Below are 15,523 nucleotides of genomic sequence, written 5' to 3'. Positions count from 1 at the left end.
AAAACGACAAACGGCCGCCGCCCGGCGTCCAGGAAAGAAAATCATGAATTTCGTTTTGAGCGATGTCGCGGATGCAGAAGCTGAAAAGGCCATCCGCGATCCGCTGGTGGCCTATAATGTCGCCCGTTTCGGTGAAAGCGACAAACGCGAGCTCAATATCACCATCCGCGATGACGAAAATGCAGTGACCGGCGGTCTGGTGGGATATACCGGCCGCGGCTGGCTTTATGTGCAGCTTCTTTTCGTGCCGGAAACCATGCGCGGAAAGGGCACCGCTGCGAAGCTGCTTGCGATGGCGGAGGAAGAAGCCAGAAAGCGCGGCTGCACCGGCGCCTATATCGACACGATGAACCCTGATGCCCTGAGAACCTACGAACGCTACGGTTTCACCAGAATCGGCTCGCTTGGTCCCCTTTCCAGTGGCCAGTCGATCACCTGGCTGGAGAAGCGGTTCTAGAGCATTTCAACTCACAATGCGTAGCGTTTCTACATTCGGAAAACACATGGAAACAAAGGCATAGAGCGTCCCTGACACTTCCGTTTCAACAGGACGCGCTCCAGAGTTGAGGCGAATGCCTAGGCCGCGATCCCCGATAGTCCACAATCCACGGTTCGGCCCATGACCTCGCGGATTTGCTGGCGAAGCCACATGGCACCGAGATCCGCATCGGTCTGCAAGGTCCAGACCATGGCAACCGGCGGGAAATTCAGTGTCACCGGCACCGGGCTCACTTCAAGCCCGAGCATCGGCGCATAACGCAACGCAATGCGTGAAGATACGGTGGCCAGCACCGCCGAAGATCGTGCTGTTGCCAGAACCGAGAGGAAATCCGGCGCGGCTGCAATGACATCGATTTCCACGCCGCTCAATTCCAGCGCGTCCTTGATGCAGCCCTGCAAACTGTCCGTCTGCGATATCACCGCATGTTTTGCCGCCATATAGGCATTAAGCCCCACGGGCGTGGTGAGATCGAGCAAATTCGGGTTGAAGCAGCAAAGAACGCTTGAGACATAAAGCGGCTCGCAATGGTGACGCTGCTCCTGCGAATAGGCGCATCCCACGGCCATATCGATCACACCCGTATCGAGCATCGCGGTGATTTCCTGCTCCTGCCCGCTGCGGGCCAGAATGCGGATGCCGGGCGCGATCTCGCGCAGCCGCGCCGTCAGGTCCGGCAGCAGCAGCAGTTCCACCTCGCTCGACATGCCCAGCCGGAAGGTGCGGCGCTCCGTGGCCGGATCGAAAACATCCGCCGTCAGCACTGCCGCCTGCGCCTGCCTCAGCGCCTGCCGCACTGGCCCGGCTAGATTGAGCGCCCGTGCCGTCGGCTTCATCTCCTGCCCCACGCGGATGAAAAGCTCATCCTGAAACAATGTCCGCAGGGTGGAGATGTTATGGCTCATGGCCGGCTGCTGGATTTTCAACCGACGCGCAGCGCGCGTGACATTCATTTCCTCCATCATCGCATCAAAGGCGATGAGAAGATTGAGGTCGAAGGAACGGAGATTGAAATGATCGATAGTTTGCATAAGTCACATCGATTTGATTGCTGGCCTCTCTACACTTAGCTGGAGTTCGGAAACTTTCAAGACGTTCCCCAAACTCAGGAGCCACCCATGCCATCACGTCGTTCGCTTCTCAAAGGCGCCGCCAGCGCCATCTTCGCCGCCCCTTTCGTGGCGCCCACCGTCGCATTCGCCAAGGCGCCTTTGGCCGCCACACAGGCACCCGGCTTTTATCGGCTGGATGGTCGGCAAGGTGGAAGTCACCGCCCTTTCGGACGGCGTCATTGCGCTGCCGCTCGCCAAAATCTACACCAACACCACGCCGGAACATGCCGCCAAGGTGCTGCGCGATGCCTTCCTGCCGGAAGAGACGCCGACATCGGTCAATGCATTTCTCGTCAACACCGGAGACAGGCTGGTGCTGATCGATGCCGGCACCGGCACCTATCTCGGTCCGAGCCTTGGCAGGCTCGTCGCCAATATCGAGGCCTCCGGTTACAAAACCGACGAGATAGACGACATTGTCCTCACCCATATCCACACGGACCATTCCGGCGGGCTTTCCTCGAATGGCAAGCGTGTCTTTGCCAATGCGACGCTCCGGGTCAATGCACGCGAAGCCGCCTTCTGGCTTGACGAGGCAAAGGCCAAGGCAGCCCCTGAAGCGCTGAAAAAGGGTTATGCCGAAGCGAAGGAAAGCATCCAGCCCTATATTGATGCCGGTAAATTCGAGACTTTCGGCGATAATGCCGCACCGGTCTCCGGTCTTGGCTCGATCCTTTACGCCGGCCACACACCCGGCCACAGCGCTGTTGTTCTGGAAAGCGACGGCCAGAAGATCGTCTTCTGGGGCGATATCACCCATGGCGATATCCTCCAGTTTGATGAGCCTAACGTGGCGATCGAGTTCGATGTCGACCAGAAGGCCGCCGTCGTGGCACGCGATCTGGCATTCAAACAGGCGGTAGAGGGCAGATATCTGGTGGCCGGCGCTCACATCGCTTTCCCCGGCATCGGCCATGTGCGTACCGACAGCACCAATTACGACTGGCTTCCGGTCAATTATACGACGCTGTAAGCGCAGAACAGAATGGCCTGATCGTGGATCAGATCAGGCCATCACCCTTGGCGGCAACTAAGTCAGCGCCACCTGCCGCGTTTCAGCATTGATCATCGTGGCCGCAATGGCAGCCAGCACCAGCAGTCCGGCAAATATGCCGATCGCGACACCAAAGCCCTGCGCAATGGCATAACCGAGCAGCGACGGTGCCAGCAGACCGCCGAGCCTTGCCATGGCGCCCGCGGCCCCCATGCCGGTCGCCCGCGATTCCGTTGGGTAAAGCTCCGGCGTATAGGCATAAAGCGCGCCCCATGTGCCGAGCAGGGCAAAACTCATGATGAGGAGCGAGGCGGCAATCATCGCGCCGCCGGAAGCGAGCGTAAACAGCAGGCAACCAAGCGCGGAGAGCAGGCAGAAGCCGATCAGCGTCGGCTTGCGGCCCCATTTTTCAACGCCATAGGCGGCAAGCGCGTAACCGGGGATCTGCGCCAGCGCCACCAGCACCAGAAAACCATAACCGCGCACGAAGCCGAAACCGTCGCCCGCCAGTTTCGCCGGCATCCAGGTGAAGACCCCGTAATAGGAAACGGAGACAAGGAACCAGATGGTGAGGATCATGATGCTGCGCTGCCGGAGCGCCGGTGAAAATATCCCCTGCCCCTTGGCCACGTCAGGCTGGAAAAGCCCCGTCCCGGCATCGAGAGGCGCACGGCCATTCGTCACCAGCATACGGTTGACGACGGCCTTGGCTTCGTCCAATCGCCCGCTGCGCAGCAGGTAAAGCGGCGATTCCGGCACCAGAAAACGCAGGCCGAGGCCAAGAACGGCCGGAAAAGCCGTCACGGCGAAAATATAACGCCAGGCATCGGCCACGCCGGCAAGGCTTGCACCCCAGGCAGCCAAGGCCACGATCAGCGTACCAACAGCCCAGAAGCCCTCGAGAAAGACCAGCCAGCGGCCGCGATTTTTGGCAGGCAGGAACTCCGCCATCATTGCATAATCCACCGGCAGCGTGCCGCCCACCGCCGCGCCAGTGAGAAAACGCAGGATGAGTAGAATGGTGAAATCGGGCGAAAATATCGAAAGCACACCGAACAGCGCATCACAGGCGACGGTAACGATCAGCACACGACGACGCCCATACCGGTCCGCCAGCCGCCCGAAACCGGCAGCACCGAGCAACATGCCGAAAAAGAACGCCGTTCCTGTCTGCAGGGCCTGGGGCACCGTCAGGCCGAAGGTTGCGGCAATCGAGGCTGCGGTGAAACCAACCGCCAGAACCTGCATGGCATCCGCCGCCCAGACGAGGCCGAAAATGCCCATCAGCCGCCGTTGATAGGCGCCTGCGCCCGCGCGCTCCAGCGCATCGTTCATGGTAATCGCCGTCATGCCCCGCCCCTTCGCAGTAATCGACTTTCACTAGCTACCGCATGGGGGGAGGAAACGGAATTGAATTCTGTGGTGGGGAGACGCGTTGTTTCGAGACAGGCACTCGTCGTTCAAGGTTTCACCGCGCGAGGATTGGCACGGCAGTCTCGATGGTTCCCGTAATTCGTAACATCCCTTCCGTCACCCCGGACTAGATCCGGGGTCCAGCGAGCCCAAGTCCTTGGGCTGAAAAGAGATTCTTTCCCTGTCCCGACGCGCGCCGGCTGGATTCCGGCTCAAGGCCGGAATGACAGATGGGATAGTATCATGGCAAGAAGAAAACCCTCAGCCGTAAACCCGAAGAGGCTCCTCAAAACCCTCATCGTCCGCCGCGGCGGCCGGCATCGCAGCCTCGCATTTGCGCCAGCCGATCTTGCCCTTCAGCCGCTGGTGCACGTCGTCACCAACAGGCACCACCAGCACCCGGTTCGGGTCGACCGGACCCGGAAAATCGAGCGCCGCATAAGCGACCTTCTCGAAACCGAGCGGCATGTAATAGGGCGGATCGCCAATCAGGATAACGGCTTCGGAGCCCTTGCGCCGGGCCGCCGCAATGGCGATCCGGACGAGTTCCCGGCCGATGCCCTTGTTCTTGTGCGAGGGCCGCACCGCAAGCGGGCCAAGCATATGGCCCTTCACCCCGCCGGCCAGAACCGGCGTCATGCGTACAGAAGCAATCGTCTCGCCATCATCGGCGCAGACGAAGGACAGAGACCGATCATGGGGCCCCTGCTCACGGATGCGCGCTGCCGCACGGGTGTGCCGGCCGGGACCAAAAGCTTCTTCGTTGATGACTTCGATGATGGCGTCGTGCGACGCGTCCTCGGTGAGGTAGACAAGATCGTGCTTGGACATGAAGAGACCGAAACTTCCAGAATGCGGATGTGACAATAGATGACGGCTGCGCCGGTAAAGGCGTTCAGGAGCGTCAGCGTCGTCGGAGCATCCGTGGTTCGATCATAGTCAGCAATTTCCTCAGATTTGTGAAAATCGCAATTATCAGGAAAATTCAAACCCGTCCAGAACAAATCTCGAAGCCATCTCATTCAGCCTGTGCAAGAGCAGAAACGCATTGTTCAACGCCTTGCGGGTTCGCGAGACGACAGGGAACGGTTAGGATCGCCGTCAAGGAAACAATCAAGGAGATCGTCATGGGCATGCTGGTGGAAGGCGTATGGAAAGACGTCTGGTACGACACCAAGGAAACCAAAGGGCATTTCAAGCGCGGTGCCTCGCAATTCCGCAACTGGGTTACAGCAGATGGAGCCCCCGGCCCTTCCGGAGAAGGCGGTTTCAAGGCGGAGAAGGGTCGCTACCACCTTTACGTCTCCTTCGCCTGCCCCTGGGCGCATCGGACGCTGATTTTCCGCAAGCTGAAGAAACTGGAAGACCTGATCTCCGTCTCCGTCGTCGACCCGCTGATGCTGGAAAACGGCTGGGAATTCAAGCCTGAGAGCGAACGCACACCGGGAGCGACGGAAGACCACCTTTTCGGTTCCTCCACGCTCTGGCAGGTCTACACCAAAGCGGACCCCAAATATTCCGGACGTGTGACCGTGCCGGTGCTCTGGGACAAACAGCGCGGCACCATCGTCTCCAATGAATCCGCGGAAATCATCCGCATGTTCAACTCTGCCTTCAACGATCTCACCGGATCGAAGGCGGATTATTACCCTCAAGCGCTGCGCGCCGAGATCGATGCGCTGAACGACGTCATCTACGACACCGTCAATAACGGCGTCTACAAGGCCGGTTTCGCCACCACGCAGGACGCCTATCAGCAGAATGCCGTAAAGGTCTTCGAAACGCTGGACATGCTGGAAGACCGCCTGAAGAACCGGCGCTTCCTGTTCGGTTCAGAACAGACGGAAGCGGACTGGCGCCTGTTCACCACTCTGGTACGGTTCGATCCGGTTTATGTCGGCCATTTCAAGTGCAACATCCGCCGCATCCACGACTATCCGCACCTGACGGGTTACCTGCGCGATCTCTACCAGACGCCGGGCGTGCCAGAGACGGTGGATATGCGCCACATCAAGGAACATTATTACCGAAGCCACCGCACCATCAACCCGACCGGCATCGTGCCCGTCGGCCCGGAGCTGGATCTGACCATGGCCCATGGTCGCGAGGCGCTCTCCTGACCGGAAGCCTCCCGCTGCTACCAATGGTCGGCGATTTCCGCTTCGCCGGCAAGTTCGGCGAGGCGGCGGCGGGTGGCGGCTGTCACCCCTTCCGGCAAAGCCGAAAGGTCGAAAAAGCCGCTTTCGGCAATTTCATGATCCGGCTTTTTCGGCCGGGTCTGGGTGACATCAAGCCGGTAAAGCGCGACATGATCGCGATTGCTGCCTTCCAGATTGAGATAGACGTGGAAAAGCTCAGGCTTGGAAGCCGCTTCGAGATTGCCTTCTTCGCGGATTTCCTTGTGCAGTGCCGCGATCAGCGTCTCACCACGCTCCACCCCCCCGCCCGGCAGATACCAGCCCGGCAGATAAGTGTGCCGCACCAGGAAAATCCTGCCCTTTTCATCGAAACAGGCCGCACGCACGCCAAGCGTGGCGCCCCGCGTAAGCAGAAAAATGAAATGCAGAAAGCGGATGAAGACACGCATGTGGAACGGACGGGCCTTCTGCCCGGTTGTCTCGTCATTCACCCTGGTTTCTCCCCGCCGGCAGGCTTTTATTGGACGTGCCGCATATCATAGGTTATCTCTGCCGCCATGTTCAAACTTGCGCATATTTCAGACGTCCATTTGGGGCCACTGCCAAAACTCACTTTCCGGGAACTTGCATCCAAGCGTATCACCGGTTTCGTCAACTGGCACCGCAACCGCCGCAAGCATCTCTTCACCGATACGCTGGAAAAGCTGCTTGATGATCTCGAGACAAAGTCACCGGATCATCTGGCTATTACCGGCGATCTCGTCAATCTTGCGACCGGCATTGAAATTCGCGCCGCCGCCGATTGGTTGGAGGAAGTGGGCGATCCTGAAAAAACATCCGTCGTTCCCGGCAATCACGACGCCTATGTTTCCGGCGCGCACGACAAGGCCATGCAGGCCTGGTACCCCTATGTGCGCGGCGATGGCGACCCGCCGGAATGGGACGATGACCGCAAGATTTTCCCCTATATGCGCGTGCGCGGCCCGGTCGCACTGATCGGCTGCTCAACCTCGATTGCCACGCCGCCCTTTTCAGCCACCGGTTACTTCGGCAACCGGCAGGCGCGCGCCACGGCGGAACTTTTGAAAAAAGCTGGCGAACAGGGGCTGTTCCGGGTGGTAATGATCCATCATCCACCCATCCGCGGCGCCACCGCCACCCACAAGCGCATGATCGGCATCCGCCGTTTCGCAGCGGCGCTGGGCGTCGGCGGCGCGGAACTCGTGCTGCATGGTCATACCCATCTCAACACGGTTTACTGGCTGAATACGCATCACGGGGAAGACCACATTCCGGTCGTCGGCATCGCCTCGGCCAGCCAGGGACCGGGTGGGGAAAAACCGCGCGCGGCCTATAATCTCTTCCACATTTCCGGTGGGCCGGGGACGTGGAACGTTACCTGCGAACGGCACAGCCTTGATGAGACAGGGACGGGCGTGGCGCTGGAGGATGTGCGGGTGTTTTATGACAACGGGCGTCCGCTGGGGTTTTCGCGGTTGGGGGAATAGCGTTCGCTGCCGTGAGGGTTGGTGCGTTGGGCTTTACCCCCCTCTGCCCTGCCGGGCATCTCCCCCACAAGGGGGGAGATCGACTCGCGGGTAGGTCTCGCCCATCTCAACATTTGCGAATGAAGTGGCAATAGCGCCTCCTGCCGATCTCCCCCTTGTGGGGGAGATGCCCGGCAGGGCAGAGGGGGGTACCTTGCCCACCCTCAAGGCCCACTTATTTCGCCCGCTCTTCCAGCACCCGATTGGCCGCCGAAACGATCGCCTCCAGCGAAGCCGCCACAATATTCGTGTTGACCCCCGCCCCGAACAGCTTGCCGCCCGGATGCTCCATCTCGACATAAGCGATGGCCGACGCATTCGAGCCATGCTGCAGCGAATGCTCCGAATAATCATTCACCGACAGGTCAATGCCGAGATAGACAGACAGCGCATTGATGAACCCGTCAATCGGACCGGTTCCCTTGCCTTCGATGCGCTTCACCTCACCATTGTCGGTGATCTCGGCGGCAACGATGCGCACACCCTTGAAATCGCCCGCCGGATAGGTGTGGTGATCGACAAACTTGATGCGCGCCTTCGGCTGCGTCACGTAACGCTCGATAAAGCGCTCATAGATGCGCTTGGCCGGCAGTTCGACACCTTCTTCATCGGTGATGCGCTGGATATCCTCGCGGAACTCCACCTGCAGGTTGCGCGGCAGGTTGATGCCGTAATCCTGTTGCAGAATATAGGCGATGCCGCCCTTGCCGGATTGCGAGTTGATGCGGATGATCGCCTCATAGGAGCGGCCGACATCCTTCGGGTCGATCGGCAGATAGGGCACTTCCCAGACGGGATGGTTGGCGACCTTGATCGCCTTCATGCCCTTGTTGATCGCATCCTGATGTGAGCCGGAAAAGGCCGTGTAGACCAGTTCGCCGACATAAGGGTGGCGTTCGGGGATCGTCATCTCGTTGGAATATTCATAGACCGCCTTGATGCGCTCGATATCGCGGCAATCCAGCTCCGGATCGACACCCTGCGTATACATGTTCAGCGCCAGCGTCACGACGTCGACATTGCCGGTGCGCTCGCCATTGCCGAACAGCGTGCCTTCGACGCGATCCGCCCCCGCCATCAGGCCCAGCTCGGTTGCGGCGATGCCGGTGCCACGGTCATTATGCGGATGCAGCGAGATGATGACGTTTTCGCGATTATCGATATTGCGGCACATCCATTCGATCTGGTCGGCATAGATGTTCGGCGTCGCCATTTCCACCGTCGAAGGCAGGTTCAGGATCAGCTTGTTGTCGGCCGTCGGCTTTACCACCTCGACCACGGCGTTGCAGATTTCCAGCGCCACTTCCAGCTCGGTGCCGGTAAAGCTCTCAGGCGAATATTCGAAACGGTAACCGCCGCCGGCCTTGGCCGCCATGTCGGTGATCATCTTGGCCGCATCGACGGCGATCTGCTTGATACCGTGCACATCCTTGCCGAACACCACGCGGCGCTGCAGTTCCGAAGTGGAATTGTAGAAGTGGATGATCGGCTTGTTGGCGCCTTCCAGCGCCTCGAAGGTGCGGGTGATCAGTTCCGGGCGGCACTGTACCAGCACCTGCAGGGAGACATCGTCAGGCACATTGCCCTCTTCCACACACCAGCGGGCGAAATCGAAATCCGTCTGCGAGGCGGAAGGAAAACCGATCTCGATTTCCTTGAAGCCCATTTCGAGCAGCAGCTTGAACATGCGGGCCTTGCGGTCGTGGCCCATAGGGTTGACCAGCGACTGGTTGCCGTCGCGCAGATCCACCGAACACCAGATCGGCGCTTTGTCGATGATCTTGCCCGGCCAGGTGCGGTCAGGGATGTTGATGGTCGGGTAAGGGCGATACTTCACGCTCGCGTCGTTCATGCCCTTGGAAATATTGGTGATCTTGCCGTCCATTTCGCTTCCTCCTTGCGCAGTCCGCGGGCTTGTCCAAGCCATCGGCGGATGCGCGGCCCTTGAGGGCCTAAATCCAGTATAAAATGAGATTTCAAGATGAGGAGCGTTTGCGCCAGCGGGCTTTCGGCCGCCGGGCGCTCCTCACTGGACCCGGCAACCGCGTGTAAGGTCGAGGCTAAGAAGCGAGAGTGCACCGCACGGCGAGGCCTTCGCAGAAATCTGCGCGCTCATGCCGAAAATGGTTGCGATGCGGTTGCTCATGGCGACGTGTATAAACAGCGACTGGCGGTCTGACAAGTGATCTTGTGATGACCGGCTTATTTTACGTGACGGCCAGTCTCCAGTCTTTCGGCGATCCACAATTTGACAAGTGACTGTCGTGTCACACCGAGGCGCCGCGCTTCATTGTCGAGATCGTTGACGACCCAAGTCGGAAAATCGATATTCACGCGCTTGGGTTCGATGTTCAGATGCCGAGCCGTCGACCAGTCGAGATATTCGCTGATGTCTTCGCCATCATCGGCCATCCTGTCGAATTCTTCTGCGCTTATTGTCTTCATAGTGATGCCTCTCTAACTCCCGGACACGACGCACGGAAATGATGCGAATACGGCCGCCCCGCAGTGTGTGGACAGCCAACCATAGCTTCTCCCCGAGAAGCGCGATGAGCGCAAACCGCTCTTCGCCAATACCGTGGGCGGCAACCGTCAAACCATATTTATCGTGCCACAATGCCTGCGCATCGACAAAATCGATGCCGTGCTTGTCTTTATTGCCAGCGCTCTTTACCGGATCAAATTCGAATACCATGAGAATATAATATAAAAACTATACCATTTCCACCATCTAACCACGCTTCACTACCCGCTGCAACGCCATCATCAGCCCGCCACCGATAAGCCCCCAGAATGCACCGGAAACGCCGGCGAAAGACAGGCCTGAGGCCGTAATGAGGAAGGTGATCGCCGCTGCCTCGCGGGTTTCCTGCTCCTTGAAGGCCGCGAGGGCGGAACCGGAAAAGGCGCCGACCAGCGCCAGCCCCGCCACCGCCTGAATGAGGATGGGCGGCGCCAGAGCCACGAAGGCCGTGACCACGCCGGCCAACAGGCCGAAGATGATGTAACCGACACCGCCGATGATCGCTGCCCAATAGCGCCGTTTGGGGTCCGCATGGGCGTCCTCGCCCGCGCACATCGCCGCGGTGATCGCCGCGAGATTGACGGCATGGCCGCCGAAGGGTGCGGAAAGCAGCGAGAAGAAACCGGTCGTGGCGAAGAGTGGACCAGGCTGCGGATCGTAGTGATTGACCTTCAGCACCGCGATGCCGGGAATGTTCTGCGAGGCCATGGTAACGATGAACAGCGGCAGCGCGATGGAGACGACGGCGTGCAGGTTGAAGACGGGCGTCACCCATTCCATCGGCGGCGTCAGCGATTGCGCCACGCTATCAAGCGCCCCCGCCGGAATATCGACGCCGAAGATCATGACAAGTACGAAGGCGGCAAGGGCGGCAGGCACGGCGAAAAGCCGCCTGAAGGCTCCCACCACGATCCAGGCAAGAATGATCGGCAAACCAAGCGCCGGGTTAAAGCCGATCGCCTTTACCGGCGCAAAGCACAGGCCGATGATGACACCTGACAGCATGGCATTGGCGAGCGGCGCGGGAATGGAGGCGACCGCGCGCCCGAGCGGCTTGAACAGGCCGGCGATGATGATCAGCACGGCGCAGATGATGAACCCGCCCACCGCCGCCGGAAACCCGCCCTCGATCACACCGGTGGTTGCCAGAAGGGCCGCACCCGGCGTCGACCAGGCAATGCTGACCGGCAGCCGGGTGGTGGCGGAAAGAACGATGGCGCAAAGCCCCATCGCCACCGAAAGCGCCATCAGCCCGGAGGCCGCCTCGAAATCCGTCGCGCCGACGGCTTTGAGGCCCTGCAACACGACGGCAAAGGAGCTGGCAAAACCGACAAAGGCGGTAAGGCATCCCATGAACAGGCTCTGGACGGAAAAATCTTTCAGCATGAAGCACTCTGCGGGCCTGCTGCCAGTCGCAAGAACCGCAACGGACGGCGGGGCGACAGGCAGGAACAAAATTTGAAGCGTAGGGCGCGAATCCGGACAGCGCGACACGCTTTGGATGAAGCATGACTATATTCAGGATCAAAAAAGACAAGGCTTGGCAAGATGAGCCGCCGGACTTCAGGTACGGAGATACGGAAAACGTCATCAAAGTTTAGCGGCAGGGCGCTAATCCTCGCGGCATCCATCCCAACAGGGCAGCCGCCACAAGAAGGATCGTCTCCATGTTTCGCATCGCCGCCATCGCCGCATTCTGCCTTGTGGCCCTTCCGGCCGCCGCCCAGACCCCGCCACCGCCAGCCTTTCTCGGCCAGATCGTCGTGCCCTCCGGCCTATCCATCAATGGCGTTGCTTTCGGCGGCATTTCCGATCTGACTTTTGATAGCGAAACCGGCCGTTATCTGGCCATTTCCGATGACCGTGTCGAAAAAGGCCCAGCCCGTTATTACGAACTGGAACTGGCCGTGACGGAAGGTGCCGTCACGCTGAACATCGCCGCCACCCGCGAATTGAAGGACGAGACCGGCGCAGCCTTCGCGCTGAAGGGCATCGACGCCGAAGGCATCGCACTCGACCGCAAGGCCGGCAAGCTCTACTGGTCGTCCGAACGCGACCTGAAAAACCAGCCGGCGATCTATGTCTCGAACCTCGATGGCAGCGATGTAAGGCGGCTGGAACTGCCCGAGGCCTATCTCGTCAATGATGCAAAGACGAGAGGCGTGCAGAATAATCTCGGCTTTGAGGGGCTAACGCTGACATCCGGCAAGCTCATCGCCGCCACGGAAAACGCGCTGACCCAGGATGGCCAGAAGGCCACCCCGCAGGCCGGCAGCCCGTCCCGCATTCTCGTCATCGACACGGCGACACTGACGCCGGTTGCCGAACATGTCTATGTCACCGAGGCGATCTCGAAGACCCCGACAGCCGCCGAACCGAAATATAACGACAATGGTCTCTCCGCCATCGCCGCCATGCCGGATGGCCGGTTTGTCACGGTGGAGCGCAATTTCGCTTCCGGCGTCGGCAACCATATCCGCTTTTTCATTGCCGACCTGTCCGGCGCGGAAAACATCCTCGGCAAGGACAAGATAGAGGCGGCGAATGTGCGCGCCGTATCGAAAACCCCGTGGTTCGAGATCAACGAAGGCGATTTCGGTCTCGACATCGACAATATCGAAAGCTTCGCCTTCGGACCGGTGGTGGATGGCAAGCAGCTTTTCTTCATCGCCTCGGACGACAATTTCAATGCGGGCAAGCAGTTCACCCAGTTCGCGGCCTTCGCAATTCCCGCCAATCTGGGTCAATGAAATCCGTGACGACATGAGACACCGGCTCCGGACCACGTTCGGAGCCGGCAAGAGCAGCGCCTTTCACCAGCGCAGAAAACGGGAACCTGCAAAGGCACCGAAAAGGCCCATCATGAGAATGCCGAGCGAATACCAGATCAGCACGAATGCCATGCCGTTTTCGGTGCAGAACCAGGAGTAGACCCAGGCTCCGGCCGCACCCGCGGCAAGGCCACCGACAAAACCGGCAAGCGTCGGGTCAGCCGGAGCGGCGCGTTTGAGAACGGCGAAATTCGCCAAAAAGACGGGAAGCGAAAAAGCCGCGATCAGAAACGGGCAATGCAGCGCCGACCGCCCCAGAATAAGGGCGCGATAACTACCCGGCACGGCAAAACCGAGCTGGACAAGCGCTATCGCCACCATCGCGACGAAAATCAGCGCAAGCCAAACGAAGAAAAGACCGCTGTCCCCATCGGGGCTGGCAAGGCGTCTGACGGCGACAAATGCAGCCACGGCCAGCAGGGCGTTGTAGGCAGACTTGATCCAGAAACCCAGTTCGGTGAAGGCATCATCCATATCGACGCGCAGCCCGAGAATGACGAGCATCAGCAACAGCGAAATGCCAAGCGCGGGCAGAACCGCAAGCACGAGCCTGCGCTCCATCGCAAAAGCGGGCACGGGCCTGAGGTCACCCGCCAGTTGGTCAATCATGTCGTCCGTCTTTCTCACGAATCTCCCCGCAATTTTGCCGCCAGGACTTTCAGTGTCCTGTGAATGCCGACCCTTGCCGCAAGCTCGGTCTGGCCGGATTTTTTTGCCGCTTCGGCAATCGACTGCCCTTCAAGCTTCACATTGCGAATGAGGTCGCGTTGCCGTTCCGGCAAGTCGTCGAGCAGCCGTTCCACATCCATGCGTGCCGTCACCGCATCGATGGTTGGCTCGGCCTCCAGCGTCTCATCGAGCTCCACTTCCGCCAGCATGCGCCCACCCCTGCCACGATAGTGGTCGATGAGCTTGTAACGGGCGATCGAAAAAAACCAGGCCGTGAAAGGTCGCGCACGATCATAGGTCCCCCGTTTGGCGTGAAGCGACAACAGGGTTTCCTGTACAAGATCCTCCACATCGCCTCTGGAAGTGGAGGCCATGCGCCGCCCATAATAGGCGATAAGCAGCCGGCGCAAGGCGTGGAGCAAATGCCTGTAGGCGCTATCGTCCCCGTCAAGGGAACGCAGCATCAGTATCTTTAATGTTTCTTCCGAAAGGCTGCCTGTCATCGTCACTATCGGGTTATTCGCAGTCCGCAGGATATTGTTACATAATGGCTTAAAAATAATCTCGCCCGAATATGCTCTCACAAGCACGTGAAGCTGTAACGATGGGCCGTTTCCGACCGAATGGACAGTCGTGAGCCCCCGGCACAACGCTGGCGGACATAAAAGGACGTCCAGAGGAGATCTTTCATGACCCGGATTTTTGGCACCATTGCCGTCGCTTCCATGCTGTCCGCCCTGTCTTTCGCAGGCATCGCCCATGCCGACAGCATGAAAACCGACACGATGAAGAAGGATGCCATGCACGGCGACAAGATGAAAATGGAGACGATGAAAAAAGACGGCATGTCCATGGCAGGCAAGAAGGACTGCATGCACAAGGCTGGCATGGAAATGAACAAGATGAAGAAGGCCGACATGATGAAGGCCTGTGACGCCATGAAATGACACCGGGGCATTTCCGCTTTTCTCCGAAACGCGAAAACACTCTGTCGCTTTGTTGTTACCCATTGTCCTGACGCAAAAGCGATCCCGCTTTACTGGAGATGCCCTAGCCTGAACGGAAAAAGCCCGCGCCGGTTTTCACCGGCACGGGCTTTTTCAACAGATAATCTCAGAAACTCAGAGTTCCGACTGGCTCTCGACGATCTTGCCGACGAGGCCGTAATCCTTGGCGTCATCCGCGCTCAGCCAGTAATCGCGATCGATATCCTTGGCGATCTTTTCTTCGCTCTGGCCGGTGGCCTTGGAGAAGATCTTGATCAGGCGCTGGTTCATCTTGATTATTTCGCGGGCCTGGATTTCGATGTCGGATGCCATGCCACGCGTACCGCCGGAGGGTTGGTGCAGCAGGAAGCGGGTGTTCGGCAGGCAAAGACGACGTTCCTTCGGCACCGAAACATAGATCAGCGCGCCGGCGGAAGCGACCCAGCCCGTGCCGATGATATAGACCTTCGGCTTGATGAACTTGATCATGTCATGGATGGAATCACCTGATTCCACGTGACCGCCCGGCGAATTGACGTAAACGCGAATGTCGTCGTCACTGGCGGCGGCAAGCGCGACCAGCTGCGTGCAGACCTTCTGCGCCAGTTCCTGCGTGATGCCACCATAGATGAAGATCGAACGCGACTTGAAAAGATTCGCTTCCGTTTCCTTGCCGATCGGCAGTTCCTTGCTCTTGTCGTCTTCGTCTTCGTTCATCAACGGCTCTCTCCAGCGTAATTCTTGCATGCCCTTCGGACATAGTGCGACTTGTTACGTAAGGCAATGAGCGAAAAAGACAAGGTTCGCGCC

General features: G+C 59.2%; 16 protein-coding genes and 1 pseudogene. 6 read left to right on the top strand and 11 right to left on the bottom strand.

What is annotated here, in order from left to right:
- Nucleotides 1-43 precede the first annotated feature (43 nt).
- Nucleotides 44-457, top strand: coding sequence for a GNAT family N-acetyltransferase (locus M0412_RS01615; protein WP_269702051.1), 414 nt, complete (start codon nt 44-46; stop codon nt 455-457).
- 119 nt (nt 458-576) lie between these two features.
- On the opposite strand, the gene M0412_RS01610 is transcribed toward M0412_RS01615, so the two are convergent.
- A complete protein-coding gene (locus M0412_RS01610; RefSeq protein WP_269702049.1) occupies nt 577-1,530 on the bottom strand; it encodes a LysR substrate-binding domain-containing protein in 954 nt (317 codons plus the stop codon).
- An 87-nt stretch (nt 1,531-1,617) separates the two neighbouring features.
- Here M0412_RS01610 and M0412_RS01605 point away from each other — a divergent pair.
- Nucleotides 1,618-2,584: pseudogene (locus M0412_RS01605) on the top strand (MBL fold metallo-hydrolase).
- A gap of 57 nt (nt 2,585-2,641) precedes the next feature.
- Here the strand turns inward: M0412_RS01605 and M0412_RS01600 are convergent.
- Nucleotides 2,642-3,955, bottom strand: a complete 1,314-nt coding sequence (locus M0412_RS01600; RefSeq protein ID WP_110756092.1) for an MFS transporter — start codon at nt 3,953-3,955, stop codon at nt 2,642-2,644.
- A gap of 324 nt (nt 3,956-4,279) precedes the next feature.
- A complete protein-coding gene (locus M0412_RS01595; protein WP_142840397.1) occupies nt 4,280-4,849 on the bottom strand; it encodes a GNAT family N-acetyltransferase in 570 nt (189 codons plus the stop codon).
- Between the two features lie 296 nt (nt 4,850-5,145).
- Here M0412_RS01595 and M0412_RS01590 point away from each other — a divergent pair, with 296 nt between their 5' ends.
- Nucleotides 5,146-6,138, top strand: coding sequence for a glutathione S-transferase family protein (locus M0412_RS01590; RefSeq protein WP_269702044.1), 993 nt, complete (start codon nt 5,146-5,148; stop codon nt 6,136-6,138).
- Between the two features lie 17 nt (nt 6,139-6,155).
- On the opposite strand, the gene M0412_RS01585 is transcribed toward M0412_RS01590, so the two are convergent.
- Nucleotides 6,156-6,647: an NUDIX domain-containing protein gene (locus tag M0412_RS01585; protein ID WP_142840399.1), complete on the bottom strand. Its 492-nt coding sequence runs from the start codon at nt 6,645-6,647 to the stop codon at nt 6,156-6,158.
- Nucleotides 6,648-6,713: 66 nt separating this feature from the next.
- On the opposite strand from M0412_RS01585, the gene M0412_RS01580 reads away from it, so the two are divergent.
- Nucleotides 6,714-7,664, top strand: coding sequence for a metallophosphoesterase (locus tag M0412_RS01580; RefSeq protein WP_142840400.1), 951 nt, complete (start codon nt 6,714-6,716; stop codon nt 7,662-7,664).
- A gap of 214 nt (nt 7,665-7,878) precedes the next feature.
- Here M0412_RS01580 and leuA read toward each other — a convergent pair whose 3' ends face one another.
- From leuA to M0412_RS01560, 4 genes are all read right to left on the bottom strand, one after another.
- Nucleotides 7,879-9,588 carry a 2-isopropylmalate synthase gene (gene leuA / locus M0412_RS01575; protein WP_269702041.1) on the bottom strand — a complete coding sequence of 570 codons (1,710 nt, stop codon included), beginning with the start codon at nt 9,586-9,588 and terminating at the stop codon, nt 7,879-7,881.
- A gap of 317 nt (nt 9,589-9,905) precedes the next feature.
- Nucleotides 9,906-10,148 (bottom strand): type II toxin-antitoxin system BrnA family antitoxin, encoded by a 243-nt coding sequence (brnA, locus tag M0412_RS01570; protein WP_142840402.1) that lies wholly within the window; start codon nt 10,146-10,148, stop codon nt 9,906-9,908.
- On the bottom strand, nt 10,105-10,398 hold the full coding sequence (locus M0412_RS01565) for a BrnT family toxin (RefSeq protein WP_142840403.1): 294 nt from the start codon (nt 10,396-10,398) through the stop codon (nt 10,105-10,107). The genes brnA and M0412_RS01565 overlap by 44 nt, the downstream gene beginning before the upstream one ends.
- A 36-nt stretch (nt 10,399-10,434) precedes the next feature.
- Nucleotides 10,435-11,613, bottom strand: coding sequence for a benzoate/H(+) symporter BenE family transporter (locus M0412_RS01560; protein WP_269702038.1), 1,179 nt, complete (start codon nt 11,611-11,613; stop codon nt 10,435-10,437).
- 281 nt (nt 11,614-11,894) lie between these two features.
- Here M0412_RS01560 and M0412_RS01555 point away from each other — a divergent pair, with 281 nt between their 5' ends.
- Nucleotides 11,895-12,977 (top strand): esterase-like activity of phytase family protein, encoded by a 1,083-nt coding sequence (locus M0412_RS01555; protein ID WP_269702036.1) that lies wholly within the window; start codon nt 11,895-11,897, stop codon nt 12,975-12,977.
- 63 nt (nt 12,978-13,040) lie between these two features.
- Here M0412_RS01555 and M0412_RS01550 read toward each other — a convergent pair whose 3' ends face one another.
- Nucleotides 13,041-13,685: an NrsF family protein gene (locus M0412_RS01550; RefSeq protein WP_269702034.1), complete on the bottom strand. Its 645-nt coding sequence runs from the start codon at nt 13,683-13,685 to the stop codon at nt 13,041-13,043.
- Complete coding sequence (locus M0412_RS01545) at nt 13,682-14,197, bottom strand: sigma-70 family RNA polymerase sigma factor (protein WP_161991280.1); 516 nt, start codon at nt 14,195-14,197, stop codon at nt 13,682-13,684. Before M0412_RS01545 ends, M0412_RS01550 begins: the two co-directional genes overlap by 4 nt.
- A 219-nt stretch (nt 14,198-14,416) precedes the next feature.
- Between M0412_RS01545 and M0412_RS01540 the strand changes: the two genes are divergently transcribed.
- Complete coding sequence (locus tag M0412_RS01540; protein ID WP_142840407.1) at nt 14,417-14,674, top strand: pentapeptide MXKDX repeat protein; 258 nt, start codon at nt 14,417-14,419, stop codon at nt 14,672-14,674.
- 174 nt (nt 14,675-14,848) lie between these two features.
- Here the strand turns inward: M0412_RS01540 and M0412_RS01535 are convergent, their stop codons facing one another.
- A complete protein-coding gene (locus M0412_RS01535) occupies nt 14,849-15,430 on the bottom strand; it encodes an ATP-dependent Clp protease proteolytic subunit (RefSeq protein WP_142840408.1) in 582 nt (193 codons plus the stop codon).
- Between the last annotated feature and the right edge of the window lie 93 nt (nt 15,431-15,523).

It is taken from the genome of Agrobacterium sp. O3.4, assembly GCF_041414895.1.
In the GTDB taxonomy this organism is placed as follows: Bacteria; Pseudomonadota; Alphaproteobacteria; order Rhizobiales; family Rhizobiaceae; genus Agrobacterium; species Agrobacterium cucumeris.
The sequence above is the reverse complement of the archived record's forward strand: the minus strand, read 5'-3'. Positions and strand labels throughout refer to the sequence as shown.

Bases quoted from the DNA above. Each gene is read 5' to 3' on its own strand.
- M0412_RS01535 (WP_142840408.1), bottom strand. From the start codon at position 15,430: ATGAACGAAGACGAAGACGACAAGAGCAAGGAACTGCCGATCGGCAAG.
- M0412_RS01555 (WP_269702036.1), top strand. From the start codon at position 11,895: ATGTTTCGCATCGCCGCCATCGCCGCATTCTGCCTTGTGGCCCTTCCG.
- M0412_RS01590 (WP_269702044.1), top strand. From the start codon at position 5,146: ATGGGCATGCTGGTGGAAGGCGTATGGAAAGACGTCTGGTACGACACC.
- M0412_RS01560 (WP_269702038.1), bottom strand. From the start codon at position 11,613: ATGCTGAAAGATTTTTCCGTCCAGAGCCTGTTCATGGGATGCCTTACC.
- M0412_RS01615 (WP_269702051.1), top strand. From the start codon at position 44: ATGAATTTCGTTTTGAGCGATGTCGCGGATGCAGAAGCTGAAAAGGCC.
- M0412_RS01600 (WP_110756092.1), bottom strand. From the start codon at position 3,955: ATGACGGCGATTACCATGAACGATGCGCTGGAGCGCGCGGGCGCAGGC.
- M0412_RS01595 (WP_142840397.1), bottom strand. From the start codon at position 4,849: ATGTCCAAGCACGATCTTGTCTACCTCACCGAGGACGCGTCGCACGAC.
- M0412_RS01580 (WP_142840400.1), top strand. From the start codon at position 6,714: ATGTTCAAACTTGCGCATATTTCAGACGTCCATTTGGGGCCACTGCCA.
- brnA (WP_142840402.1), bottom strand. From the start codon at position 10,148: ATGAAGACAATAAGCGCAGAAGAATTCGACAGGATGGCCGATGATGGC.
- M0412_RS01540 (WP_142840407.1), top strand. From the start codon at position 14,417: ATGACCCGGATTTTTGGCACCATTGCCGTCGCTTCCATGCTGTCCGCC.
- leuA (WP_269702041.1), bottom strand. From the start codon at position 9,588: ATGGACGGCAAGATCACCAATATTTCCAAGGGCATGAACGACGCGAGC.
- M0412_RS01610 (WP_269702049.1), bottom strand. From the start codon at position 1,530: ATGCAAACTATCGATCATTTCAATCTCCGTTCCTTCGACCTCAATCTT.
- M0412_RS01565 (WP_142840403.1), bottom strand. From the start codon at position 10,398: ATGGTATTCGAATTTGATCCGGTAAAGAGCGCTGGCAATAAAGACAAG.